Annotated in this window: 26 protein-coding genes; 20 read left to right on the top strand and 6 right to left on the bottom strand. The window is 44.0% G+C overall.

Annotated elements, in window-relative coordinates; all coding sequences use genetic code 11:
* The first annotated feature begins 51 nt into the window (after window positions 1-51).
* Complete coding sequence (locus AC3RCI_RS15835) at window positions 52-1,731, top strand: ABC transporter substrate-binding protein (RefSeq protein ID WP_492525392.1); 1,680 nt, start codon at window positions 52-54, stop codon at window positions 1,729-1,731.
* A gap of 32 nt (window positions 1,732-1,763) precedes the next feature.
* Window positions 1,764-2,726, top strand: coding sequence for a glycosyl hydrolase (locus AC3RCI_RS15830; RefSeq protein WP_492525390.1), 963 nt, complete (start codon window positions 1,764-1,766; stop codon window positions 2,724-2,726).
* Window positions 2,727-2,850: 124 nt separating this feature from the next.
* Here AC3RCI_RS15830 and AC3RCI_RS15825 read toward each other — a convergent pair whose 3' ends face one another.
* On the bottom strand, window positions 2,851-3,900 hold the full coding sequence (locus AC3RCI_RS15825; RefSeq protein ID WP_492525388.1) for a YeiH family protein: 1,050 nt from the start codon (window positions 3,898-3,900) through the stop codon (window positions 2,851-2,853).
* A gap of 153 nt (window positions 3,901-4,053) precedes the next feature.
* Between AC3RCI_RS15825 and AC3RCI_RS15820 the strand changes: the two genes are divergently transcribed.
* The 6 genes from AC3RCI_RS15820 (at window position 4,054) to AC3RCI_RS15795 (ending at window position 9,272) form a co-directional block, all read left to right on the top strand.
* On the top strand, window positions 4,054-4,947 hold the full coding sequence (locus AC3RCI_RS15820) for a LysR substrate-binding domain-containing protein (RefSeq protein WP_492525386.1): 894 nt from the start codon (window positions 4,054-4,056) through the stop codon (window positions 4,945-4,947).
* Window positions 4,948-5,128: 181 nt separating this feature from the next.
* Window positions 5,129-6,091, top strand: coding sequence for a zinc-binding dehydrogenase (locus AC3RCI_RS15815; protein WP_176475951.1), 963 nt, complete (start codon window positions 5,129-5,131; stop codon window positions 6,089-6,091).
* Between the two features lie 216 nt (window positions 6,092-6,307).
* Window positions 6,308-6,625, top strand: coding sequence for a thioredoxin (trxA, locus tag AC3RCI_RS15810; protein ID WP_492525384.1), 318 nt, complete (start codon window positions 6,308-6,310; stop codon window positions 6,623-6,625).
* A 122-nt stretch (window positions 6,626-6,747) separates the two neighbouring features.
* Window positions 6,748-7,518, top strand: coding sequence for an SDR family NAD(P)-dependent oxidoreductase (locus tag AC3RCI_RS15805; RefSeq protein WP_095357774.1), 771 nt, complete (start codon window positions 6,748-6,750; stop codon window positions 7,516-7,518).
* A 50-nt stretch (window positions 7,519-7,568) separates the two neighbouring features.
* Window positions 7,569-8,675, top strand: a complete 1,107-nt coding sequence (locus tag AC3RCI_RS15800) for a flavin monoamine oxidase family protein (protein ID WP_492525382.1) — start codon at window positions 7,569-7,571, stop codon at window positions 8,673-8,675.
* A gap of 21 nt (window positions 8,676-8,696) precedes the next feature.
* Window positions 8,697-9,272, top strand: a complete 576-nt coding sequence (locus AC3RCI_RS15795) for a TetR/AcrR family transcriptional regulator (RefSeq protein ID WP_492525380.1) — start codon at window positions 8,697-8,699, stop codon at window positions 9,270-9,272.
* 78 nt (window positions 9,273-9,350) lie between these two features.
* Here the strand turns inward: AC3RCI_RS15795 and AC3RCI_RS15790 are convergent, their stop codons facing one another.
* Entirely contained in the window at window positions 9,351-10,016 is a 666-nt protein-coding gene (locus AC3RCI_RS15790; RefSeq protein ID WP_492525378.1) for an ArsR/SmtB family transcription factor, read from the bottom strand.
* Between the two features lie 250 nt (window positions 10,017-10,266).
* On the opposite strand from AC3RCI_RS15790, the gene AC3RCI_RS15785 reads away from it, so the two are divergent.
* Both AC3RCI_RS15785 and AC3RCI_RS15780 read left to right on the top strand, forming a co-directional pair.
* Window positions 10,267-10,554 (top strand): hypothetical protein, encoded by a 288-nt coding sequence (locus tag AC3RCI_RS15785; RefSeq protein WP_492525376.1) that lies wholly within the window; start codon window positions 10,267-10,269, stop codon window positions 10,552-10,554.
* Window positions 10,555-10,726: 172 nt separating this feature from the next.
* Window positions 10,727-12,037, top strand: a complete 1,311-nt coding sequence (locus AC3RCI_RS15780) for an MFS transporter (RefSeq protein WP_492525374.1) — start codon at window positions 10,727-10,729, stop codon at window positions 12,035-12,037.
* 145 nt (window positions 12,038-12,182) lie between these two features.
* Here AC3RCI_RS15780 and AC3RCI_RS15775 read toward each other — a convergent pair whose 3' ends face one another.
* On the bottom strand, window positions 12,183-13,718 hold the full coding sequence (locus tag AC3RCI_RS15775; protein ID WP_492525372.1) for a carboxylesterase/lipase family protein: 1,536 nt from the start codon (window positions 13,716-13,718) through the stop codon (window positions 12,183-12,185).
* A gap of 202 nt (window positions 13,719-13,920) precedes the next feature.
* Between AC3RCI_RS15775 and AC3RCI_RS15770 the strand changes: the two genes are divergently transcribed.
* Window positions 13,921-14,736: a helix-turn-helix transcriptional regulator gene (locus AC3RCI_RS15770; RefSeq protein ID WP_492525370.1), complete on the top strand. Its 816-nt coding sequence runs from the start codon at window positions 13,921-13,923 to the stop codon at window positions 14,734-14,736.
* Window positions 14,737-14,783: 47 nt separating this feature from the next.
* On the opposite strand, the gene AC3RCI_RS15765 is transcribed toward AC3RCI_RS15770, so the two are convergent.
* Both AC3RCI_RS15765 and AC3RCI_RS15760 read right to left on the bottom strand, forming a co-directional pair.
* On the bottom strand, window positions 14,784-14,987 hold the full coding sequence (locus AC3RCI_RS15765; RefSeq protein ID WP_492525368.1) for a hypothetical protein: 204 nt from the start codon (window positions 14,985-14,987) through the stop codon (window positions 14,784-14,786).
* A complete protein-coding gene (locus AC3RCI_RS15760; protein WP_492525367.1) occupies window positions 14,988-16,151 on the bottom strand; it encodes a glycoside hydrolase family 27 protein in 1,164 nt (387 codons plus the stop codon).
* A 348-nt stretch (window positions 16,152-16,499) separates the two neighbouring features.
* On the opposite strand from AC3RCI_RS15760, the gene AC3RCI_RS15755 reads away from it, so the two are divergent.
* The 6 genes from AC3RCI_RS15755 (at window position 16,500) to AC3RCI_RS15730 (ending at window position 22,557) form a co-directional block, all read left to right on the top strand.
* Complete coding sequence (locus AC3RCI_RS15755) at window positions 16,500-18,431, top strand: fructose-1,6-bisphosphatase (RefSeq protein ID WP_492525366.1); 1,932 nt, start codon at window positions 16,500-16,502, stop codon at window positions 18,429-18,431.
* A gap of 220 nt (window positions 18,432-18,651) precedes the next feature.
* Entirely contained in the window at window positions 18,652-18,840 is a 189-nt protein-coding gene (locus tag AC3RCI_RS15750; protein ID WP_154894122.1) for a hypothetical protein, read from the top strand.
* 89 nt (window positions 18,841-18,929) lie between these two features.
* On the top strand, window positions 18,930-19,850 hold the full coding sequence (locus AC3RCI_RS15745; protein ID WP_336781664.1) for a helix-turn-helix transcriptional regulator: 921 nt from the start codon (window positions 18,930-18,932) through the stop codon (window positions 19,848-19,850).
* Window positions 19,851-19,873: 23 nt separating this feature from the next.
* A complete protein-coding gene (locus AC3RCI_RS15740; protein ID WP_492525364.1) occupies window positions 19,874-20,872 on the top strand; it encodes a cysteine peptidase family C39 domain-containing protein in 999 nt (332 codons plus the stop codon).
* 18 nt (window positions 20,873-20,890) lie between these two features.
* Window positions 20,891-21,907 (top strand): hypothetical protein, encoded by a 1,017-nt coding sequence (locus AC3RCI_RS15735; RefSeq protein ID WP_492525362.1) that lies wholly within the window; start codon window positions 20,891-20,893, stop codon window positions 21,905-21,907.
* A gap of 230 nt (window positions 21,908-22,137) precedes the next feature.
* Window positions 22,138-22,557: a MarR family winged helix-turn-helix transcriptional regulator gene (locus AC3RCI_RS15730; protein ID WP_492525361.1), complete on the top strand. Its 420-nt coding sequence runs from the start codon at window positions 22,138-22,140 to the stop codon at window positions 22,555-22,557.
* Between the two features lie 214 nt (window positions 22,558-22,771).
* Here AC3RCI_RS15730 and AC3RCI_RS15725 read toward each other — a convergent pair whose 3' ends face one another.
* Entirely contained in the window at window positions 22,772-23,623 is an 852-nt protein-coding gene (locus AC3RCI_RS15725; protein ID WP_336781661.1) for an aldo/keto reductase, read from the bottom strand.
* 169 nt (window positions 23,624-23,792) lie between these two features.
* Between AC3RCI_RS15725 and AC3RCI_RS15720 the strand changes: the two genes are divergently transcribed.
* The 3 genes from AC3RCI_RS15720 to AC3RCI_RS15710 are packed head-to-tail and all read left to right on the top strand — an operon-like array spanning window position 23,793 to window position 24,702.
* Window positions 23,793-24,245: a MerR family transcriptional regulator gene (locus tag AC3RCI_RS15720; protein WP_154894128.1), complete on the top strand. Its 453-nt coding sequence runs from the start codon at window positions 23,793-23,795 to the stop codon at window positions 24,243-24,245.
* Entirely contained in the window at window positions 24,242-24,466 is a 225-nt protein-coding gene (locus AC3RCI_RS15715) for a hypothetical protein (RefSeq protein WP_492525359.1), read from the top strand. The genes AC3RCI_RS15720 and AC3RCI_RS15715 overlap by 4 nt, the downstream gene beginning before the upstream one ends.
* A 14-nt stretch (window positions 24,467-24,480) precedes the next feature.
* A complete protein-coding gene (locus AC3RCI_RS15710; RefSeq protein WP_492525357.1) occupies window positions 24,481-24,702 on the top strand; it encodes a hypothetical protein in 222 nt (73 codons plus the stop codon).
* Window positions 24,703-24,917: the final 215 nt, after the last annotated feature.

Below are 24,917 nucleotides of genomic sequence, written 5' to 3'. Positions count from 1 at the left end.
TGTTATTGGCCTGTTTACCTTAAATAATATGAATCATGGGGAGTGTTTGTTTTGAAAAAGCGAACCCGAAAAACAACGGCAGCCATACTTTCAGCGGGTCTGTTAATCAGTCAGCTCGCAGCTTGCAGTGGAAGCAGTGGAGGGGAATCCGCCACTGGAAACGGATCGGATCCGATTACGCTTACTTACTTTTCAGAGGATGGGAGTCCTAACTGGAACAATATGAAGGACCGTATAGGAAAAGTCATTACAGAGAAAACAGGGGTCATATTGGATGCTGAATTCGCAGTGGGAGACCCTGTGCAAAAGGTATCGATCATGGCTGCCACCGGGGAAGTCCCCGATCTTATAGCTGCAAAGGCTGATCTGGGCAAGCTCGTGGATGTAGGAGCAGTCCTTGACCTAACTGACTTAATTGAAGAACATGCGCCCAATATTAAAAAAATGCTTGGCGATAAAATCGTCCGTGCCAAGTACAGTTTAGAGGATCAGGCCATCTATGCGATTCCAACCTGGTCTGCCATCGAAGAACGAAAGTTCAAAGCCGACGGTGGTTTCCAGCTGCAGCACCGTGTGGTGAAGGAAGCCGGCTATCCCGAAATCCGTACAGTAAAAGACTATGAAAAGGTAATTACAGACTATTTGGCTAAACACCCAACAGATGAAAACGGCAATAAAAATATCGGACTCACCATTAATGCGGATGACTGGCATATGTATCAGGTGACGAACATGGGATTCTTTACGACAGGCGCGCCGGATGATGGTGAATACTATGTGGACCAAGAAACATTCGATGTAACGTACCATTTCCGACGTCCGGAGGAGAGAGAATACTTCCGCTGGTTGAACCATATGAATGATATCGGTTTACTGGATAAGGAAAGTTTCGTGCAAAAGACGGATCAGTTCAAATCCAAAGTGTCATCCGGTCGTGTGCTTGGTCTGATCGACCCTGCATGGGATTATGGCGATGCTCAACAAGCACTGAAAGCTGCGGGCAAATTTGACCAGACTTATGGTCATTATCCAGTAACGTTGTCTGAGGAATATAAGGATACAAATTTCTGGTCCGCTGGTTTTGATGGGGGATATGGAATAGCGATTTCCAGCGAATGCAAAGATCCGGTAGCTGCCATCAAATTCTTGGATTACCTCGCTTCGGAAGAAGGTCAGATTCTGATGAACTGGGGGATCGAGGGACAAGACTATATTGTCGAGAACGGAAAAAGAATTGTACCGAAGGAAGTTCAAGAAAAGATGGACCGTGAAGGTAGTGCCTACATGAAGGAATCCGGTCTTGGCCTGTATTGGAACCTTTCGGTTCATTATGGGGATGGCATTGAGGACTCGACAGGCAATTATTTTACGAAAACGAACAGTGATCTTCTGACAGCCACCTATAGTGCACCCGAAAAAGAAGCCTTGGCTGCTTACCAAGTCGAGCACTGGAGAGATCTTTTCCCGAAAGAAGAGGAGTTTCCTGAAAGGAAGGCTGGTGCGGTATACAATATTACACTGCCAAGTGATAGTCAGGCAACAATTCTAATGGCCAAAATGAAGGATATCACTTGGAAACGAATTCCTGAGGCAGTCATGGCCAAACCGGAAAATTTCGATAAAGTCTGGGATGAGTACATGGCTGAATTGGAGAAAGCAGGAGTAGAAGAGATGGAAGAGGCTTTTGGTCAGTATGTGAAAGACCGCGTTAAACTATGGAGCGGCCAATAACCCTTCCATGATTGACAGAAAGGCAGGCAAAGATGAAAACGATACCTTGCAATCCTAATGCATCGGAAGAAGTACGGTCAGTGCTCAACTATTTGAGCGAGATTCAAGGAAAGGGCATCATTACAGGACAGCATACACAAACCATGGCGCAGGAAGAATTGAACTACGTTAATCGGGTAACAGGGAAATGGCCGGCGCTATGTGGATTTGAGCTCCTCGGTTATTCTCCAAACATCAATTATGACGATAGTGGTGAAGAGTGTTTGCTGGAAGTCGCTGAAAATCAGGATACACTGCAAAAAGCCTGGGAGTGGACGGAGAAAAAAAGAGGACTGCTTACGTTTACATGGCACTGGTTTTCTCCTCTTGGTGGACGGGACAAAAGTTTTTATACGGAACATACAGATTATGATGTGAGGAAAGCCATTGTAGAGGGGACCCAAGAACACAAAGCCTTATTGTCCGACATGGATCATATGGCCGTGATTCTCCGGGAATTTCGTGATAAACGCATCCCTATCTTGTGGAGACCCTTTCATGAAGCGGAAGGTACCTGGTTTTGGTGGGGGAGTCAAGGCCCGGCTATTGCGAAAGAGTTGTACCGTATCATGTATAAGCGATATACGTATGATCATAATTTGAATCATTTGATTTGGGTTTGGAATTCACCTTTAGTTGAAGGTTATGTCGGAGATGACGTGGTGGACATCATTTCCAGGGATATGTATCCCCCGGCCCATCAACATACCGATTTACGTGAGGAGTATGAGGAACTGATAGGTGTCACACGCACTCCCAAATTGGCTGCCATCGGGGAGATTGGACCCATACCGAGCATCAGAAACTTATCCGAATCGCGTATTCCATGGTTATGGTTTATGACGTGGTCCCGTGATTTTGGACAGACGGAGAAGTTTACGACCAATAATGAGTTACGCAGCGCATATCATTGTGACTATGCCATTACACTGGACAAACTGCCAAAGCTTTATTGATATTGCTAGGCAAGAGAAATTTTCATGTATAGCCGCTATCATTAGCGGCTTTTTTCTATTTGTCGTAGTAAAGTTAGTCCAGCTTATGGGGTTATATAGTGAGATAGATGGCAAACTATTTTCATCAGCCAAGATGAAATAGCTTTAAAAATACATATCCGATGAGGGAAAGAACGATGGAGCCAATAAAGCCGGCTGCAAAAGCTTTTAGGCCCAATCGCCGAAACGTAACTGTATCTACACTTAGGCCCAGACCAGCCATGGCCATAGCAATCAGCATATAAGCTGCAAGAATGATTAGATTCGTCAAGCCTGAAGGAATAACCTGCAGCGTATTCAGAGCACTCATCATGAGGAATCCGAAAATAAACCAAGGGATCGGGAGGGATTTCAGGCTTCTTTTATTCATCTTGCTGTTTCCTGAATTTTTGGAGCGATCCAAACGATTCGTCCAGAATCCAATCAAGATAGCGACGGGCACCAACATGGCTACACGCGTTAATTTAACAATGACAGCCAGGTCCACAGCATCTGGGCCCACAGGTTCTGCAGCTGCAATCACATGTGCGATTTCGTGCAATGTAGCGCCTGAAAACACGCCGTATTCGGATGCAGACAAGTGTAGAAATGGATATAGAAGGGTGTAAACCATCGTAAAGAATGTTCCCAGAATCGCTACAGTAGCTGCACCGATGGCGGTTTCTTCGTCTCTGGCTTTGATCTGAGGTGCAATGGCTACAACTGCTGCAGCTCCGCATATCGCTGTTCCACATGCAGTTAATAACCCTAAACGTCTCTCCACGTTGAAGAATTTTGCAATGCCGTACACAACAAAAATGGTTATGGTAATGTTCAGAAAGGCAATCAAGGCAACCTTGGGCCCCGCATGAAGAATATCCTTCAAATTCAGCCGCATGCCAAGCAAAATGATTCCATATCGCAGAAGCTTTTTAGCTGAAAAGGAAATTCCGCTCACCATATGATCAGGTACATTCCGGACCGCTCTCCAGATCATGCCGAACAAAATAGCAAGTACAAGCTGGCCCATGATGTGCAAAAAAGGTAAGCTGGCTGCATATTTGGCAGCAAGGGCAAGCATTAGAGTAAGCCCAATTCCCAGCACAACCCCTTGTTTATTCTTTTTTTCTTGCAGCAAGACAGAAGTTGAATTCATGGATATCACGTCCGATTTCTTTATTTCTTGTTCACTTGTAACTATAATTAGTTATGATTGAAAAGAGAAATACCGGAATGAAATGCTGATCATAACGAATCATAATGATTGAAATGATATTTGGGGCTAAATACTATCAGGGAGATGCATTATATGATCGTGGAAAGCTTGAAAGTATATATAACTGTAGTGGAACAGCGGAATTTCTCTAGAGCGGCAGAACTATTGCATTTATCGCAACCCGGTGTTAGCTTACACATTCGTAAATTAGAAAAGGAATTTGATGTAAAGTTAATGCATCGTTCGCCCAAATGGGTGAAACTGACGGAGGCTGGGGAGCTGCTATATGTACGTGCCAAGGAAATGGTGAATCTATACGAGTCGGCGAAATTGGATATTGCCAGATTGCAGGATAATGTTAGCGGCTCATTGCAGATTGGGGCTAGTTTTACGATTGGAGAATATGTTTTACCTCGCCTGTTTTCGTCATTTGCCAGGCAATACCCTGAAGTGGCCATGGAAGTATTCATCGGAAATTCATCTCAAGTTGTTGAAGCTATTCGAAGTAATCATATGGATTTTGGTTTGATTGAAGAGGACATTGAGGCCCAAGATCTGAACGTGACACCATTCATGAAGGACGAATTGATTATTGTGGCATCGGAAGGATATCCTCTTCACACTTCGGTGAATGCGGATCTGGAACAATTGCAAGATCAAGTGTGGATACTTCGCGAGATGGGTTCCGGCACCAGATCGTCTAGTGATCGATTTCTGGCTCAGACGGGACTCCGAGTAAACCGTTCATACGTGTTCAACAGCAGTCAGGGCGTCAAAGAAGCGGTGTTCTCTGGATTAGGCATCGCCATGTTGTCCCGCTGGGTTGTAAAAAGGGAGTTATCCGCTGGCATGTTGAAGGAAATCACCATTCCAGATATCCACATCGAACGAAACTTTTCCTTAGTTCGCCGGATAGGTCATATTCCTACCAGAGCAAACGAGGTTTTCGCGGAAAGACTGCTGAAACTGGATGGTCATTTTATCTGATCTAAATCACTTACAGGATAACACTCTATATTGATCAACATTTTCGATATATAGACAATGGTGCTGTATTTCGAACTTGTAGTACGAGAAGTTAAATTGATCAATTATTCAATCTTTCAATTGAATAATATTGATTATTTCTCTATACTACTATTACTAACCGAAATAGGGGGAAAAACGATTGAAGAAAATGAGAGCAATTCAAGTTCCGGCCAAAGGAGAACCTATGAAATTGGTTGAAATTTTGGTACCTGAACCTGCAGAAGGGCAAGTACTTCTTCGAATAGAAGCATGCGGAATCTGTAGCGGGGATTCAAGTACAATCAAAGGATTTGCTCCAGCGTATCCGCGAATTCCTGGCCACGAAGTCGTTGGTATAGTTGATGAGCGAGGTAATGGATCGACAAAGTGGGAGATTGGGCAGCGTGTAGGCTTGGGGTATCATGGTGGACACGATCAAGTGACAGGATTGACCATCGACGGTGGGTACGCAGAGTTCATGATCGCATATGAAGATGCGCTCGTTTCTATACCCGACGAAGTCTCTTCTGAAGAGGCGGCTCCTTTACTGTGTGCCGGTGAAACTACATTTAGTGCGTTAAGAAATAGTCCGGCGCGTCCAGGTGATGTAGTTGCCATTTCGGGCATTGGTGGATTGGGACATCTTGCCGTCCAATATGCGAACAAAGCTGGTTACCGAACAGTGGCAATATCCCGTGGAGGGGATAAAGAAGGCTTGGCCAGAGAACTCGGGGCACATATTTACATTGATTCGGAAAAAGAAGACCCCGCCACAGCTCTAAAAACACTTGGTGGAGCAAAAGTTATTCTTGCCACGGCACCAAATGCTAGCGTAATTTCTTCTCTTATTCATGGCCTGGATACGGGCGGCGAACTGATTATTGTAGCGGGATCACGGGATCGTCTAGAGTTATCAGCAATGGATTTCTTAAAGGGGTCTCATTCTGTGAAGGGAACATTCACTGGAAAGTCTAAAGAAATTGAAGCAGCAGTCCAGTTTAGCGTTTTGACTGATGTACGGCCAATCATTGAAGTGTTTCCTCTAGAACGGGCAAGTGAAGCATATGAAAAAATGATATCAGCAAAGACAAGATTTCGAGCAGTCTTAAGTATGTCTGAATAAAAATGTGAAATCACCTTGCTATGTTTTGTGTTCCTCGAACGAATTCCCTTCGTGGTTTTTCACTTAAGAATGGTCTACAAACTTGAGACGGGGGGAGTTCATAATAAATAGTAAATATAAAACGATGTTGACATAAGTTTTTTGCTGTTCTATAATTCAATCAATCAATTGAATATAATATCGATTGAATAATATATATAATAGGAGGTATTCCTTATGAGTGCAGTTTCATTAAATAGTCAGACCTTTCAAAAACAAATAGAGTCAGGCATTACGCTTATCGATTTTTGGGCAGCGTGGTGTGGTCCATGCCAAGTTCAGCTTCCCATCATTCACGAATTAGCTGATGGTCTAGCAGGAAAAGCTACAATTGCTACGGTTAATGTGGATGAACAACCTGAGCTTGCCTCGCAATTTGGTATTCGGAGCATTCCAGCGTTACTTTTGTTTCAGGATGGCAAACTGATTGAAACAATGATTGGAATCCATCAAAGAGATGTAATCAAAACCAAAATTCTTAACCTTATCCAATAATTAATGGATAAGGGAATCAGCAGCAACCTACATTGTTGCTGATTATTTTTTAAAACATATGAAAGACAGAAAATATAAACTCAAACTACCTACTGGTAGATAAAAAAAGGAGATGCAGAAAGATGAAATTCGAGAATAAAACGGTAATTGTAACTGGTGGAGGAACAGGGATTGGTAAAACAACTGCACAACGTTTTTTTGAAGAAGGAGCTAATGTAATCATTAATGGACGCCGTGAAGATGTTTTAGCGAAGACTGCCCTGGAAATTGACCCATCTGGCAAAAAAGTTATCGCTGTCTCAGGGGATATAAGCTTGCCAGAAACCTCGAAAAAATTGGTTCAAGCAGCTGTTGAAGCGTTTGACGGGGTGGACATCTTAGTAAATAACACAGGAAAATTCAACCCAACCCCATTTCTGGACCACACGGAAGATGATTTGCAATCATATTTGGATACAATCATTAAAGGGACTTTCTATCCTTCACAAGCCGTGATCCCTGAGATGAAAAAAAGAGGTGGCGGAGCAATCGTAAATACCGGTTCAATGTGGGCCATTAGTGCGGTTGAATCCACACCATCCTCTGCATATTCAGCAGCGATGGCAGGTAGACATGCTTTGACTAAAAACTTGGCAGTGGAATTTGCTGGGGATCATATACGAGTGAATGCAGTGGCACCAGCCGTTGTTGAAACCCCAATTTACAACACCTTTATGAGTGAAGAAGAAGTCGCCGAAGTGTTGCCAAGTTTCAATGCATTTCATCCCATCGGACGAAACGGAACAACAAATGATGTTGCTGAAGCCATTTTGTTCTTGGCTAGTGACTCGGCCTCCTGGATTACAGGTGTAGTTATGCCTTTAGATGGCGGCGTTACTGCTCGCCTTCGTTAATTCTTTATGGAGTAGTCTGGATTTTTCTATCATTATAAAGGGGTATTCGAATGAAAATGCAGTATAACAAGGATGAGTCTGTAATCATCGTCGGAGCAGGTTTAAGTGGGCTTCGTGCTGCTCATTTACTTCATGCACAGGGAATCCCATGCATGGTCTTGGAAGCGAGGGATCGCATTGGAGGAAGGGTCCTGAGCTTAGCGGTTGAAGGGGATCCGGCATTAGGAACATTTGATCTGGGACCGACTTGGTACTGGCCACGTTATGAATATGCAATGGACCGCTTAGTCAAAGAGCTTGATTTGCAGACATTTGAACAATTCACTGAAGGAAAGATGCTGGTAGAACGATCCCGAACCGAGCCGCCATTACAGCATGATTTGCCCGCAGGAGCGATGAATTATTCATTTCGGCTTGTAGGTGGAGTAAAAGCACTTATTGATGCATTAGTTGCCAGACTACCAACCGAAGCCATTCATTTGAATGCTAAAGTTACTGCTATTCATCAGCAGAGCAATGGCAAGGTGAAAGTTCAAACGCATGAGAAGGAATTTCATGCAAGTTCACTTATCATTGCTCTCCCGCCTAGGGTGATTGAACAAAATATCTCTTTCTTACCCAAAATGCCTGTTGAAATACAATCCAATTTAATAAATAAACCGACCTGGATGGGTGGTCAAGCGAAGATTGTAGCGGTTTACGATAACCCCTTCTGGCGTGATCAAGGACTTTCCGGATTTGTTTCAAGTAGAGTAGGTCCTCTACAGGAAATACATGATGCCTCACCTTCTAGTGGTTCTGGTGCACTTTTTGGCTTCTTTGGCCTCTCTGCTAGGATGCGTTTAAGTATGGAAAAAGAACAGATCATTGAACTTGCGATGCATCAACTGATACATCTATTCGGCCCATCAGCTAAACATGTAAAAGCAATTCTATACAAAGATTGGTCTTCAGATATACACACTGCAGTAGAGAAGGACTCAGAGCCGCTGCTCGATTTTCCAAATTACGGTCCCGTAATAAACAAAAAAGATTCGTTACAGAATATTTTTTTCGCTGGAACCGAAATGGCATCACAGCAAGGAGGTCATCTTGAAGGCGCTCTACAATCAGCCGAAAGAGTCGCAAATGAAATCATTAAACGGTACATTCAATAAATGACAATGGAGAGATCGTTAATGATTAATAAAAGAAATACATTACAGGAGATTATGGATACAGGCCTCATCCTGGTTCAAGAGCGGGGGTATAATGGATTTAGCTATGCTGACATTGCCGATGCTATTGGAATACGTAAAGCGAGTATTCATTATCATTTTCCATCTAAACAAGACTTGGTTCAGGCTGTTTTGAGACGATACCGCAAAGAATTTATGGATAAACTTCAACAAATCAACGTTCAAGATCCGAGTGGAAAGCAGAAGTTAGAATCTTTTTTCAAACTCTATCGTGAAACTTTGGAAAACAACACCAAGCTCTGTTTGTGCTCCATGATGGCTGCTGAACTGAATTCGTTTCCGACTGAAATTCGTGATGAATTAAACCAGTTTTTCAAAGCCAATACGGTTTGGGCCCATGATGTACTTGAACAAGGGAAATCAGATGGCGAATTCTCGTTCTCTAATTCTGCTCTGGGACAAGCTAAGACACTTATCGCATTTGTACAAGGTGCTCAATTGTTATCCAGAACTTCGGGTGAGATAGGATACTATGATTCGCTCGTCTCTGGCTATATATCATCGGTAGTTCAATAAACAGAGCAAGAAGTCTATTTGCATACAAAAACCACCTATTCATCAAAATGATGATTAGGTGGTTTTTGTTTAGAAGGCTTAATTGATGAAATGGCTTTGCCACTCATTGATACCTGCATCCATACGATAGGCTTTGAAACCTTCTTGTTGCAATTTTTCTACCGCGATTGCTGAGTATGCACAAACGGGTCCCTGGCAGTAAGCAACGACTTCAGCGTTCTTTGGGAGTTCTCGCATCATGATATCCAGCTTGTCCATGGGCATTGAAATGGCTCCTGGAATATGTCCTGTCTCAAATTCTTCCTTCGAACGTAGATCCACTAGGATGATGGATTCATTATCAACTTTCTCCATGACTTCATCCATGGAGAGGGTTTGAATATCATTGAGGTTATTTATAAAATCATCTTTTAATTTCGAGATATCTGGAAGTTGCTTCTCGCTTATACGCCAAAGCGAAGACATAAAATCAATAATTTCCGGATCTGCTATGGAATAAATGGCATATGTCCCTTTTTTGGTGAACTTAACAAGCTTGGCATCAAGCAAAATTTGCAGATGGCGTGATACGTTCGCTATATTCATGCCTGTGAACTGTGCCAGCTTTTCAACAGTCTTAGGACTTTGAGCTAGTACATTCAATATTTCAAGTCGTTTGTCGCTTGATAAACTTTTGCCGATTCGGGCGAGCTGTCTATACAGTTCTTCCTTTAATGCTTTTGCTGTATCCAATTTATCTTCCATCGTGAATAACCTCTATTCTAAGTAATAATATTCTGACATGATATGAAATGTGTTTATCATCAATCATTAGCTTTAATGATTGAATTGATTCAATTGATTAATAAAATTGTATCATGTTCTTCCATGTAATCAAGAACCGGTCAAAAGATATTTACTTGACGAAGTAATTCATAGTGAAATATAATTCAATTAATTGATTGATAATTTGAATTATGCAATCAATACATTATTTAATGGAGGTTTTACAATTATGGCCAAAGCATATCTTCAAATTACACTCATAATTAATGCACAGGAACGCGAGGAGGCTGTAAATGTTTATACAAAATATAAAGAGCCATTTCTTTCAGGTATTGCTGGTGCCGTATCTAAGGAATTGTTAGTCCGTGATGAAGATGTACAAGTTCTTCATGGCTTTAACAGCGAGGCTGAAGCTAAAGCATACTTAGAAAGTGACCTTTTCACGAATGATGTTGTTGTTGGACTGAAAGACTTGCTTCAAGCTGAACCAGAGATTCGAATTTATAATAGATTTTAATAAGCATTACATTCAGTTGTGTCAGTTTATGACATCAATCTAATGAGGTGTCTGGGGAAAGTAATGCGGGGAACTCTGGATTTTTCAAATCATATATGGAGGGATAGTCGATCATGGGAAAACAAAAAATTACTCTGAATACCGCTAGATATAACATAAGGGAGAACAGGAAATGTCTGAACACTCATTAGATTCCTTCGGCAAAACAAATATCTCAGAATCACTAACAAAATATGTGGAGTCGCCTGAGAAGCAGCGTCAATTGTATAAAAGAACCATGATCATCGTTATTCTTTCACAGATTTTCGGAGGAGCTGGATTAGCTGCGGGCGTGACGGTGGGCGCGCTGCTTGCCCAGGATATGCTAGGAACGGACAGTTTCGCGGGAGTGCCGGCAGCACTATTTACATTAGGTTCAGCAGGTGCTGCGTTATTGGTTGGTCGCCTTTCTCAGAACTTTGGGCGTCGTGCAGGATTAGCGACCGGATTCATCGGAGGAGGAATTGGAGCAATCGGAGTTGTACTAGCTGCTGTAATGGACAATTTACCGCTGCTCTTTATTTCATTGTTAATCTATGGTGCTGGTACAGCAACAAACCTACAGGCTCGTTACGCGGGTACAGACTTGGCTCAGCCCACACAGCGTGCCAAAGCCATTAGTGCAGCCATGGTTTTCACAACATTTGGTGCAGTAGCCGGACCGAATCTCGTAAACATCACGGGGCAAGTGGCCATTTCACTAGGGGCACCAGCCCTTACAGGACCATTTATGCTCGCGTCCCTGGCTTATATCATTGCCGGAGTGGTTCTTCTCATTTTTTTACGACCGGACCCATTTATCGTCTCCAAAGCTATAGCAGAAGCACAGCGTGCAAAAGACATCCAAAACAGTGTGGATGGAACAACTCCTCAAGAACCAATTATTAATAAATCTGGTATCATCGTAGGAGCTACAGTGATGGTACTAACTCAAATTGTCATGATAGCCATTATGACCATGACACCGGTTCATATGAAGCATCATGGGCATGGTTTAGGAGATGTTGGTCTTGTCATTGGTATTCATATTGCAGCAATGTATCTGCCTTCCTTGATTACCGGTGCACTTGTCGATAAATACGGGCGTACATTAATGTCCTACGCTTCAGGTATAACCTTGCTCTTAGCTGGCCTGGTGTCTGCGCTTGCTCCAGGCGATTCAATGGTACTTCTCATTCTTGGTCTTGCACTTCTTGGCTTAGGGTGGAACTTTGGATTAATTAGTGGAACAGCAGCTATTATTGACGCTACACCCCCTCAATCACGGGCAAAAACACAGGGAACAGTGGATGTGTTAATCGCACTAGCTGGTGCTTCTGGTGGAGCATTATCGGGTATGGTCGTGGCCCAATCCAGTTACACAACCCTTTCTTTTATCGGAGGGTTCCTTTCCTTGCTGCTTATTCCAGTTGTCGTTTGGTCCCGCAAAAAGCAAAAGGTTTGATTTCAGTCAGATTCGTACTTTTTCAAACGCATCAATCATCTATGGTTTGACTAAGTAGAGTAAGCAATAAAAGGCGAGACAACGTGAAGAGCCATGCATACTTGCATGGCTCTTCATTGTCTGATTCATATACACGGATGAATGTTTACACAACAGGCTCATTCTGCTTTTTGAAATATTGTTCAATGACCAATTCAAGTACAGGCCCCGGCTCTGCACGCTGTAACTGGGACGTATCACCGAATTCCATGCGGTAAGGCTGCTCGGTACTGCTTGGAATCCAATAGGGCAAGGGTTTGCCCGTGGAATCCAGACCATTCGGATCACCTGTCGCGATAAAGTTGGACAGATAATTACACATCTGGCGTGCCAGGTCATAATGTTTACCGACGAAAGGCCGCCAGCATTTGGCGAGAGTTTCGAAGAAAAACCACAGATCAACGGAATGGAACGTACCTGGCTGATCCCAGCCCGGAATCTCCGCGTCGAAATTATAATAATAGAGCGGTGTCTCGGATGGATGACCACTATTGGAGCGGATCACAAGTTGAATCGCATGCTCAATCATGCGGATCGATGCCTGCTGAAATACATGATCGAGATCTTCAGTATCGGCTCCACAGCGCTGCAAAAAGGCGGGCGCATCCTCGCCAAACAGTTCAGTCGCCATTTGCTTCAGTTCCTCCATACTGCTTACCGCAGGCTGGGTCCAAAACTCGGAAGAGGTATGCCCAAGCATAACGGGAACGAGTTCGCGCTTATGCTGCATGAAACGAATGAACGGATCATCCGTACAGAACTGATCATCGATGACTGTTCCCCAGAAGCTTTGATATTCCAGGATTTTATCCCGCAACGTGACGGCGTCCAGCTGTCTGGCTTCATCTAAACTGGATACGCCCAGAAAACGGAAAAAATCAACGCCCTTCTGTTCGGCATCCCGCAGTGTGCCGCGGACAGATGGTACGCGCACATTAGGATACAGTTCGGTCGCAATTCCACTCATGATGACAGCTCGCTGGAACAGGCCTTTGTTCTGCGGGGAAGTCATCTGACTTAGCACACTGCCACCGCCTGCAGATTGTCCACCAATGGTTATCTGATCCGGATCACCGCCGAAGGCAGCGATGTTACGTTTCACCCAGGCCGTACCTGCCTGTTGATCCAGATGTCCAAAGTTCGCAGGTGCTTGTGGGGATTCAGCGCTAATCTCCGGGTGGCACAGGAAACCAAACGCATTCAAACGGTAATTCACGGTAACCACGACAATGCCCCTGCGTGCAATGCGCTCACCATCAAATTCCATTTCAGCAGTATGACCCACCTGAAGCCCACCACCAAAATACCAGACAAACACAGGCAGCTTCTCATCCGTTCGTTTGGCAGGTGTCCACACATTCAAATACAGACAATCCTCACTCATCGGCAGATCGGGATCAACAGACCACTCTCGCGTATAGATGTTATTATCGTCAATGACGGTCGGGGCCTGCATCGAGGTGGGGGCAAAATCAAAAGCTTGCAGCACCCCATCCCAATCGGATGCAGGTTGTGGTGCACGCCAGCGGTTCTGGCCTACCGGTGGGGCGGCGAATGGAATACCTTTAAAGCTGGTAACACGTGGGTCTGCGGCAGGCAGTCCCTGAACTTGGCCATTTTCTACCTGAACGATTCTAAGCAACACAACATTCTCCTCTCTGAATTGAGCATTTTTATTCATGTCGATCCAAGATGTTTGTGGTTGCGCTTACATATATCTGTTGGGTTATGAGACCACTATCTCGATCATAAGCAACTTGAAAGGTAGTTTCTAGCTTCAAAATAAATCAAAAACTCCACAAAATCATATATAATGACTGGTATCAAGAAGGGAGGAGCCGGATGTGGACTCATTATGGACAGACGGGAGCAGGGCGAGTCAGGTTTATTTTATAAGCGGCGCCCATAAACCCGTCAATCTTCACCAGTGGGGACCGGGCGTGCGTGACGTTTATGCGCTGCATTATATCATGCAAGGGCAGGGTACACTGGAAACCGGGGGCCAGCAATTTCGGCTGGGTGCCGGAGAGAGCTTTATTATTTTTCCGCAAAAAGAAATCTATTACTACCCCGATCCGGCCGACCCTTGGGAATACGTATGGATGGAGTTCGACGGACGAGACGCAGGACGACTTATAGAGTTGACGCAGTTTTCGGTCCAGCATCCCGTACTGCCAGCTGCGCCGGAAAGCTTGGAACCCTGGTTTCACCTGGCCTGGAATGCGGGGGCATCACCAAGTGAAGTGTTTAGGGCAGATGCGCGTTTGCACCTGTTATTATCCTATTACATGGAGTATTTCCCACGCGAGACGCAGGAGGAAGCCCGAGATTATGTGTGGCTGTCGCGAACCTATATTGAGCAGAACTACTGGAAATCGACCTTGACGGTTGCGGAGATTGTACAGGCCGTGAATCTGGAGCGGAGCTACCTGTTCCGCAAGTTCAAAGAAGCTACAGGCGAATCCATCTCGGCGTATATAACGGCATGCCGTATCCGGCGCGCCTGTGAGCTGCTGAAGTCTTCCAGTTTGTCCATTCAATCCATAGCCTATTCGGTTGGGTATAATGATCCGCTTTATTTTTCGAGAGTATTCAAAAAGGCAACATCGTGTACACCATCAGCCTACATGCTGTTACATCAGAAACAAGCAGAACTGTAAGGGAATACGGTCGGTACACTAACGGATAGACAGATTACATATTGCTTTTATCGAAAAAGTGCACAGTTTCCGGATTCACGGAAGTAACGAATCAGCTTCTCAATCGGATCCCGCCCGCAATTCAGCTTCACACCGAGACAGTCGATACAGAGGAATTGCTGGGCTGTGCGAGAGACCAGTTTGAGATAAATGCCCACATCATCCGACGAGAGCGGAACCTGGCAAGTGGTGCAGAGCCGGCTCTGTACCATTTATTTCACCAGTTTGGCTCGCACGACGAGACAATCATGGGCCCCAACCACCGGTGCATAACGCTCGCGGAATACACCCAGCTCCTTATGTTCCCAGCAATCGTAGAGTGACAGGGAATAACCCGCGGCGTAAGGCAGCCCCATATCCCAAAATTGAAGAGACAGCTCGCGTTGACTGTCACTCAGGTTGAAGAATCCGATGGCAAGATCTCCGTCTGTCAGCACCTTCACCAGCATGAATACATCATCTGTATGGAACCATTGAGGCTCGGGTTTGATGCGATAGGCACCGCGTGCCTCTGCATCCTGGTTGATGGCAAGCAGGTCCGGGTTCAACAGAATATCCTTCGTGGACTGATTGGCCTTGCGGACATCACATCCAATCATGAGCGGTGATCCCATCATGGACCAGAGCGAGAAGTGCGTTTTGTATTCAGTGTCGTTACAGCCGCCAATGGTTCCAATAAAGTCGTTATTGCTTCCGCCGTACATGCCAACAATGAGCATGTCCATGTCATTATGGCAGAAGGAGCCAGTGTAGCTTTGTTTGCCGAGCTGAGACAGCGCCAGGTCCTTGACCGATTGCCAGTTGTCGCGAATGTCACCGGTGGAGCGATACATATGAGCCCCTGATTCACGAATCCACTCATATACGTTGTCCTCTCCCCAGTTGCAGGCAGAGAACAGGATATCCCGCCCGCAGTTTTTGAGTGCAAGGCTCATGCGCTTGTATAACAGCTCACCTGAGATATGTCGCGGCTTGAAACAGTAGTCATATTTTAAATAATCCACGCCCCACTCGGCGAATAACGCAGCATCCTGGAATTCATGCTCGAAGCTGCCTGGATAACCTGCACAAGTATGTGTACCAACACAGGAATACATGCCAAATTTCAGACCTTTGTCGTGGATATAATCTGCAAGCGCCTTCATTCCACTCGGGAATTTGGCGGGGTCTGCGACCAGATTGCCATCTGCATTCCGTTCCTTCAGACTCCAGCAATCGTCAATGACGATGTACTCGTATCCGGCGTCCAGATAACCCTCTGTAACAAACACATCGGCAACATCCCGAATCAACTGCTCATTGATGTCCCACGTGAAGGTATTCCATGAATTCCATCCTAGTGCAGGGGCAAACCCCATTAACGAAAGATTGCTCATAATCTCGCTTCCTTCCTAAATCCTGGTTTCATAAGTATGAATAGCGTAAACACAATTATTATTTCAAAATAACTACAATGAACTTAAACGATAAATGTGAATTCAGCCATAGCTTGACGTTGCTTCCATATGGACTGATGTTGTCCAGTAGATAAAGCAAACGCCAAGTACATTTATTCAATGAAATTTGTTGAACCAGGAGAAACTGGAGTATAATGACCTTTGCGGATAGCATGTAGAAGGAATTCCGTGTTTGGTAAAAAACATATATAGAGTGGTTATAATTGCATTTGCAAAGATTGGACCCAACTATACATCACGATCATTCCTTGAAAGGGGACATCTGTTTTGGATGAGCAATTTTTAGATCTACTTGCTGAGAAATATGATACGGAAGAAAAAATCATAACAGAGATTATCAACCTTGAAGCGATATCCAATCTTCCGAAGGGAACCGAGCATTTTGTCAGTGATTTGCACGGCGAGTTCCAGGCTTTTCAGCATGTACTACGAAACGGTTCAGGTACCGTGAAAGAGAAAATCAAAGAATTATTTCGTGAGATTTGGACAGAGCAGGAAATTAATGATTTTGCGGCGTTAGTATATTATCCGGAAGAAAAAATAAAGCTGGTTATAGGGGACCTGAGCAATAAACAGGCTTTGAACCAGTGGTACAGACAAACGATTGAAAACATGCTTAAGCTTGTTTCTTATGCTTCTTCCAAATATACACGCTCCAAATTGCGGAAAGCTCTGCCGAAACAGTACGTATATATTATAGAAGAGCTTCTATACAAGACGGATACAACCAACAATAAGGATCCTTATTACGAGGAAATATATCGGCAGATTATATCCTTGGGTCAGGCGGACAATCTCATTATCGGCCTTGCTTATACGACCCAGCGTCTGGTGGTTGACCACCTTCATGTGGTTGGCGATATTTATGACCGTGGGCCAGACCCCGATAAAATTATGGATACGTTAATCAACTACCATTCTGTAGACATTCAGTGGGGAAACCATGATGTGCTCTGGATCGGCGCCTATGCAGGTTCTCTGGTCTGCCTTGCGAATATTATCCGGATCTGCGCGAGATACGACAATCTGGACATCATCGAAGATGTATACGGAATCAATCTTCGCCCACTGTTAAACCTGGCGGAGAAATACTATGAAGATAATCCACCTTTCAGACCTAAGCTGCAGGGCGGCCATAATGTATCGGAGCAGGAAATTCTGCAGATCACCAAGATTCACCAAGCCATTGCCATGATTCAGTTTAAGCTTGAAATCCCGATTATCAAAAGACGCCCAGACTTTAATATGTCTGAAAGACTTCTGCTGGAGCAGATCGATTACGACAACAATGAAATCAACATCTGCGGAAAAACGTACCAGCTGGAAAACACCTGTTTTGCAACCGTAGATCCGCAGAACCCTGAACAATTGCTGGAGGAAGAACGCCAGGTGATGGAGAAGCTGTTGTTCTCCGTTCAGCATTCCGAGAAGCTGGCCCGGCATATGAATTTCCTTATGAAAAAGGGCAGCCTTTATTTAAAATACAATGGGAATTTGTTAATCCACGGCTGTATTCCTTTGGATGAAGAAGGAAATATGGAAGAAATGCAGATTGAAGACAAGACGTATGCGGGTCGCCAGCTGCTCGATGTTTTTGAGGATAACTTACGTTACGCCTTTGCGCATCCGGAAGAGACAGATGATCTGGCGACGGATATGGTATGGTACATCTGGACAGGGGAATGTTCCTCACTCTTTGGCAAGAGGGAAATGACCACTTTTGAACGGTACTTTATCCAAGATAAGGATGCGCATAAGGAGAGAAAGAACCCATACTACCATTTACGTGAAAAGGAAGAGATCTGTCGAAAGATCCTGCAGGAGTTTGGTTTGAATCCGGATCATGGACATATCATTAACGGACACACGCCAGTGAAAGAAATTCGTGGAGAGAGCCCTGTAAAAGCAAATGGAAAAATGGTCGTCATTGACGGTGGTTTTTCCAAAGCTTATCAATCCACAACGGGCATCGCGGGATATACTTTGCTGTATAATTCCTTCGGCATGCAGCTCGTCGCCCATCAGAAATTTAATTCAAAAGAAGATGTGCTCTGTAACGGAACGGATGTATTATCTATAAAAAGACTGGTGGACAAAGAACTGGCGCGGAAACTGGTGAGAGAAACCAATATCGGGGAGAAGCTGCTGCAGAAGATCTCCAATTTGACGGATTTACTGGAATATCGCTCTATGAAATGAACTATTGCTAAACGTACTCACACGGATCCAACCGTTTGAATGCAAAATTGAAGTAGACGCTCGTATTGGGCAGGGAAGTCATCATACCCTGCCTGTGCGAGCTTTTCTTTTTTGTAGATCGATCTGATTTCAATACGAACTGCTGCGACATTCTATGTCGTACCATGACCTCTATAATAACGGTGAACACACAAACTACATCGAAAAGAGGTTCACACCATTGGCAAAAACCAAAAGAGGACGCGTCTTGTGGAGTATTCCTTCCAGGGGGCGGGGAACATGTCCGGTATGCAGCAGCACACGTATAAAACTGTTGTATTCGCAAACGAAAACAGATGGGACAAGTCTGAAAGTATGCAAGAAATGTTCCAAAGCTGTGCAATCCAGAGTGGATAGAGCAACCGTATAACGTAGCAGGCCTGTTCTTCGGAGCGGGCCATTCGTTTGGTATAATGGGTTTACGTTTAGCACAATGTGGAATCAATGGGGGCCTGTAAAATGAGTAATATGCATCGGATTCACTGGTTTGACGAGCAGATTCGAAGCGGACGTTTTCCGAACAGCAGCTGGCTTGCCCGTGAATTTGAAATATCCCGGCGTCAGGCACAGCGCGATATTGAATATATGGCGATTTCATTACGTGCCCCTTTACTATATCTTGCGAAATATAGAGGGTATTGTTATGAGGACCAGACCTATCGTTTACCCCATTTATATATGACAGAAGAAGAACAGAGCGTCCTTAAGTATTTGGCTCATCGTTATCGGCATTTTAATCACGAACAATCTGATGTGGTAAAGCGTGTGGCGCATCTGTTAGAGCGATTTACGGCTGAAGAGCAACAGATATTGAGCCGACCACTACCCACATTCGCTGCATCGCCGAAGCTTCTTCAGCATTTTGAATTATTATCCCATGCCATAACAGAATCACTTAAAGTACATATGTATTACAGAGACTTTTCCGGAGAAAGGCAGTTCTCTTGGTGCCCATTGAAGATCATCTCCCAGTATAATGCTGATTACGTCATTGGCTATGAAACGGATCCTGTACAGCAAAGTGCCCTACGTCTGGAGGGTATCGTTCATGTCCGATTGACGGATGAAACATTCGAGTGTAAATCAGACAAGCAGCTCAGTGGATGGGAAGAACCCCTACCTGTTCGAAAACCATTTGTAGCTGAGATTCGTCTGAAAGAAGTACAGCAAACAGGGCAGTGGCAAGGGTACCCCATTCGGGACAAACAGGATCAGATCCACGCTATTGAATTTTATGACACAGAGGCTTTCATGCAGCAATTATTTATAAGTGACTGGGAGGAATTAATATCTCCCGGGTGGCTAAGACGCAGGATGCAGAGCCATGCAGACGCAATACTTAACAGACTTCACAATTCAAATCATGCTCAAGTGAAGTAAAGACCATGGAGGGAGATCTTATCTTGGCCGAAGTACAGTTAAACAACCTGGTGGTAAAGCGAGAGTCTAAATCATTTGTGGATAGTCTGCATGCTATATTGACCCATACAGGTCAGTTTCAAGGTGCAAAGCATTTGCTCTCCGGGTATACGGGAATGGCTTTTAAACTTTCGGTGCATCGCAGGCTTCTTCCCATGTCGGTAACGGCGTATGGACAATGGGGAGAAGCACACCGCCCTGGAATTGACAACCTGGGAATATTCACAATCTGGGATGGAGGTCGTACACGCCATTCTACATTCGATTATTATCAGCTAGATGCAGTGCAATGGGTAAAGCGAAGTCTGGACGAGGGAAAAGGAGTAATCTATTGGATTCCGGAGTTCGGGGTTATCCATGGATATGATGACGAAGATTGTATCTTTTATTTACAAGATGGGTCGAGTAAGGAGCCTCAGATTTTGCTATATGACAATTTCGGGCTAAACTTCACAGGTTTCTGGTATTGTCAGATCTTTGGTGAGCAGATTCCAATACCCAAACAGGATATGTTGTTGGAATCCTTACGACTTGCTATCGAGGATTGGGATATCCCTTATCGACTATTACCAGATCAAAACATCGCTTCTGGCCGATTGGCATATGACGTATGGGTGCAAGCTCTACGAAGTGGAGATTATGATCCATCAGGGGCAACTTATCTTTTAGAATCTTATTGTCAGTCTCGAAATGAAATTCGAATGTACCTGCAGGATATGCAAGGAATATGGGATGAGCTGGACCAAGCTTATTCATGTTATGACCAGCTTGGAACGTTAATTCACCAGATGAGGGGATTCATGATTCAGCAGGAAGACAAATGGACCCTGGAGCTGGATGCAGCGGAAAAACTGGCACAAGTTCTAATGGAAGCGAAAGGACTAGAAGAGCAAGCGGTCCATTTTTTTCGCATGATATCCGTAAATTCCCCTGATCGTAAGCGCTCTACTGTACCACGATGGGGAGCGCACTCGGCAAGATAGACAGAGGGAGGAAGGATAATGGCAAAACAAGTTTATCTGGACCTGATTCAAGCCGAACAAGCCCAGTATTCTAAGGATCGAAACATTATAAGTAGCAGCATGGGCTCCTATGCAGATGTGATGCACCGCATTTTAATACATAAGAAGTGGACAGAATTCCCGCGTCACATGATTGCGGGTATGACAGCAACTGTATTTCGATTGGTCGTAGATCGGCGTCTGACCGAAGAATCCATCTCAGCCTACAACTGGATGGCAGAAAACTTTGTAGCTGCTGATTTTATTGGAGTAACGGCCAGTCAGTCAGCAGGGTTTTCATTTGCAGCGACGTTTCCTTTGTATCAAAAACAGGCATTGGTGGACATTAAGACATCCATTGATCGGGGTGTGGGGGCCATAGTATGGCATGACCAATTTGTTATTGCTGCCGGGTATGATGATGTGGAGCAAGTTTTGCTCATCTGTAACTGCGAAGGACATGACGTTACTCGTTTGCCTTACGATTCTTTTGGGCGAAATAGTACGCCTTATTGGTATTATCAGGTGCTTGAATCCTGTAGAGCGGTAGATGTATGGGAGGTCTGCAAGGAATCGTTGATTCAGGCCGTCTACAAATGGGAAATCCATGATTACATGCTGCCACCTCAAGATTACGCCTGCGGATCTGCTGCATATTCTGTCATTGCTTCAGCACTGGAAACAAGCGTTTATGATCCGAGGCAAGCTGCTGCAGTCCTCCGATATTATTGCAAATCAAGAGAGAATATTGCCTCCTATGTTGCAGGTCTTGGATACCTCTCTGAACAGATGGTTCAGGTCATAAAAGAATATACATCCTTGTCGGATCTTTATTTGGAGATCATTGGTTGGGTTGATCAGTCCAATTTATGGGATGTAAAAGAACCGGGGTGTGTTCAGTCTGTAATAGCGCTTCTCCATCAAGCGAGAGAAACGGAACAACGTGCCATTGATGCCATTAAGCAGGCCTTTCCCGAAACCATCGGCAATCGTTTTAAAGATGTTGGACTGAGATAGCTGTGTCATCATGCTGTGAATAAAAACCGAACCGAGCTCATTGAAGCTTGGGAGGTTTTTTTGCGTTTATCTGGGATCGTAGGTAATTGAATATGGAGGCTTTTTTTTAGTTATCAGTAACAAGAAATTTTGATCCTGAGCTTGGTTTGAAATTGACAAAAGTACATATAACAAGTAATATTTATATAAAGAATCTTAAAACTGAGATATATAAAATGGAGTGAGAAGCAATGAATAATTTCCGATATCAAGCATGTCTTCATTTCATTCAAATGTCAAAAATGATTCAGGACCAATTTCGGAGCGAGTTAAAGAAAGCAGACCTCAATTTCACGGAACTTTCCGTGTTAGTATCGCTTGAACATGAAGAGAAACAATCAATTCAACAGATTTCTCAACATGTTTCTTTGACTAGTGGTGCTTTGACGTATATCTTGGATAAATTGGAGAATAAAAAGCTGCTAGCTCGGATCCCTTGTCATTCGGATCGTCGAGTGATATTCGTACAACTATCGGATAAAGGTAGACACTTAATAGATTGTATACTTCCCAATCTGTATAATTTGGCTGATACTCAGTTCAATTCAATAACGATGGATGACGCTGATAAACTTGAAAAGTTGGTAACGAATATGGGGACCGTCAGTTAATACATCCAGCATATGGCTGAGATCGGTTTGGAACTTGCAGGGTGAAAACTTGTGGGATATACAACCTGAACCTCGAAACACAACAAGGTTATGTGGATGTAGAATGATTCAATTACGAGTCCTGAAATAGTCTGCTTTTGCATCGGATGGTTAAGAAAAACAAAGAATGTTGATCTTTCAGATCAACATTCTTTTTTGCACATAACAGTATGGTTTACAGATCAATTTTCCAGTTTCCCATCATCTTGGCGACTTCCGGATCGTGATACGATAAGAAAAGACTCTTCCGCGTATCAAGGGCCGTAATTTGTTCAATATCCTCGGTACTGAGCTCAAAATCGAAGATGTTGAAGTTTTCGACGATCCGCTCTTTTTTTACTGATTTCGGAATGACAACGATCCCACGCTGGACAAGCCAACGCAGCACGACCTGTGCGACAGACTTACTGTGTTTTGCAGCAATGGATGTCAGCACTTCGTTGCCAAACATGTTATTAAGCCCTTCAGCGAATGGAGCCCACGACTGATGTTGAACTCCTTGTTCTTTCATAAAGGTGGCACTCTCGGTTTGGTGATAGAACGGGTGAGTTTCGACCTGGTTAACAGCTGGCACGATCTCATTATGCACGATAAGGTCCATCAGACGGTCGGGCAGGAAGTTGCTAACACCGATCGCCTTGATTTTACCTTCATGGTACAGTTCTTCCATGGCACGCCAAGCACCGTAGTAATCGCCAAACGGCTGGTGTATAAGATATAAATCGAGATAATCCAACTGCAGCTTATTTAAGGATTTGTTAAAAGCGAGCTTAGCGCTCTCATAACTGGCATCCTGGACCCAGAGCTTGGTCGTGATGAACAGCTCTTCACGAGGCACGCCACTGCGCTTGATCGCACGTCCGACCGCTTCCTCATTTAGATAACCGGATGCAGTGTCGATCAACCGATAACCAGCCATCAGCGCTTCATATACTGCATTCTCACATTCTTCAGCATCCGGAACTTGGTAAACACCAAAGCCGATAATCGGCATTTTTACCCCATTGTTTAATGTTACGGTTTGCATCGTAATTCCTCCTAATATTTAAATATCATGCAATGGCCCTAGATTTGAATTTGGGCCCCTCAACAGGGTTTACCTTCATGGTCGAGTTGCATTACAATGAGCCTATCACCTTCGTGTTACACGAAGGCAAGCATACTCTGGAATTTATATTTTTCAAGGAGGTCTTCTCATGCATACCGTTAAAGAGGCCGCGCAGATCACAGGACTCACCGAGCACGCTATTCGCTTTTATACAGATAAAGGCTTGGTTCCAAGTGTAAAGCGCAATCAGAATAATATTCGAATGTTTGACGAAGAATCAATCAACTGGTTACATGGCATCAAATGTCTCAAACAATCCGGGATGCCGATTGATATTATTAAAATGTATGTTGATTACTGTCTCGAAGGAGATTCAACGATCCCACAACGGTACACACTTATGATGGAGCATCGAGAAGCAGCTCTTGCTAAGTTTGAAGAAGCCAAACAGCACTTGGCACATTTGGAAGAAAAGACCACTTTATATCAAGCCATAATGGAGAACCGCTCCCTAGACACAACCAATCCCGCTAACTGGGATCGAATTAAACATATGCATGGAGACGTATTTTACGCATCCTCTGCTGGTGATCTACTATGAACAAAAACGCAGGTCAACGTGCAAGTGCGGAATCAAGTATAGACGCAAACATGAACGCCATTCTTAGCCAGTATGCTTTTAGCGAGCAGTCATCAGCCCATGAGTTGATAGAGTTTACGTTAAAATCACTGCGGGATTTGAGACCACTCGCTGGCTTCAAAGTTGTAAAATCCCGCAAAGCACTCGAGATGAAAACACAGGAATTGTTGATATCGTCATAGAAGAAAATGCTAAGATGCCAAAAAGAATCCTCAGCCCTTATTTTTACTATCGTTACGGTACAGAAGAACAATTTGTACAGGCGAGACAGCGATACGTTGCCAATCTAAGCGAAGCGCAGAAAAAGCAATATGATGATGCTGTCATGAAGTTCCAAGCGGATGGATGCAGTCCAATCAGGCTCGGAGAAGATTGGGCATATTTGTCGTTGGCCAAGGCGGAGGGGCGTGAAATATGAGTGTTTCTTCTCTCATTCTAGCCATATAGTTGTGCTGGAAGAGTCCAAATAACGGAGTTATAGTCTACAACTTTATTTTCCGTGCCTAATATTTTGTTTATCTAAACTTAGAAATAAATAACTTTACAATCATTTACAGTAGGTTATAATACAATCAACAAATGAGTTACTTCACAAGAAATGCGCGAAATATTGTAATTCTTTTTCGCAATCAT

The sequence above is a fragment of the Paenibacillus sp. MT124 genome (genome assembly GCF_058792755.1).
This window is presented reverse-complemented; position numbering and strand designations above follow the sequence as displayed.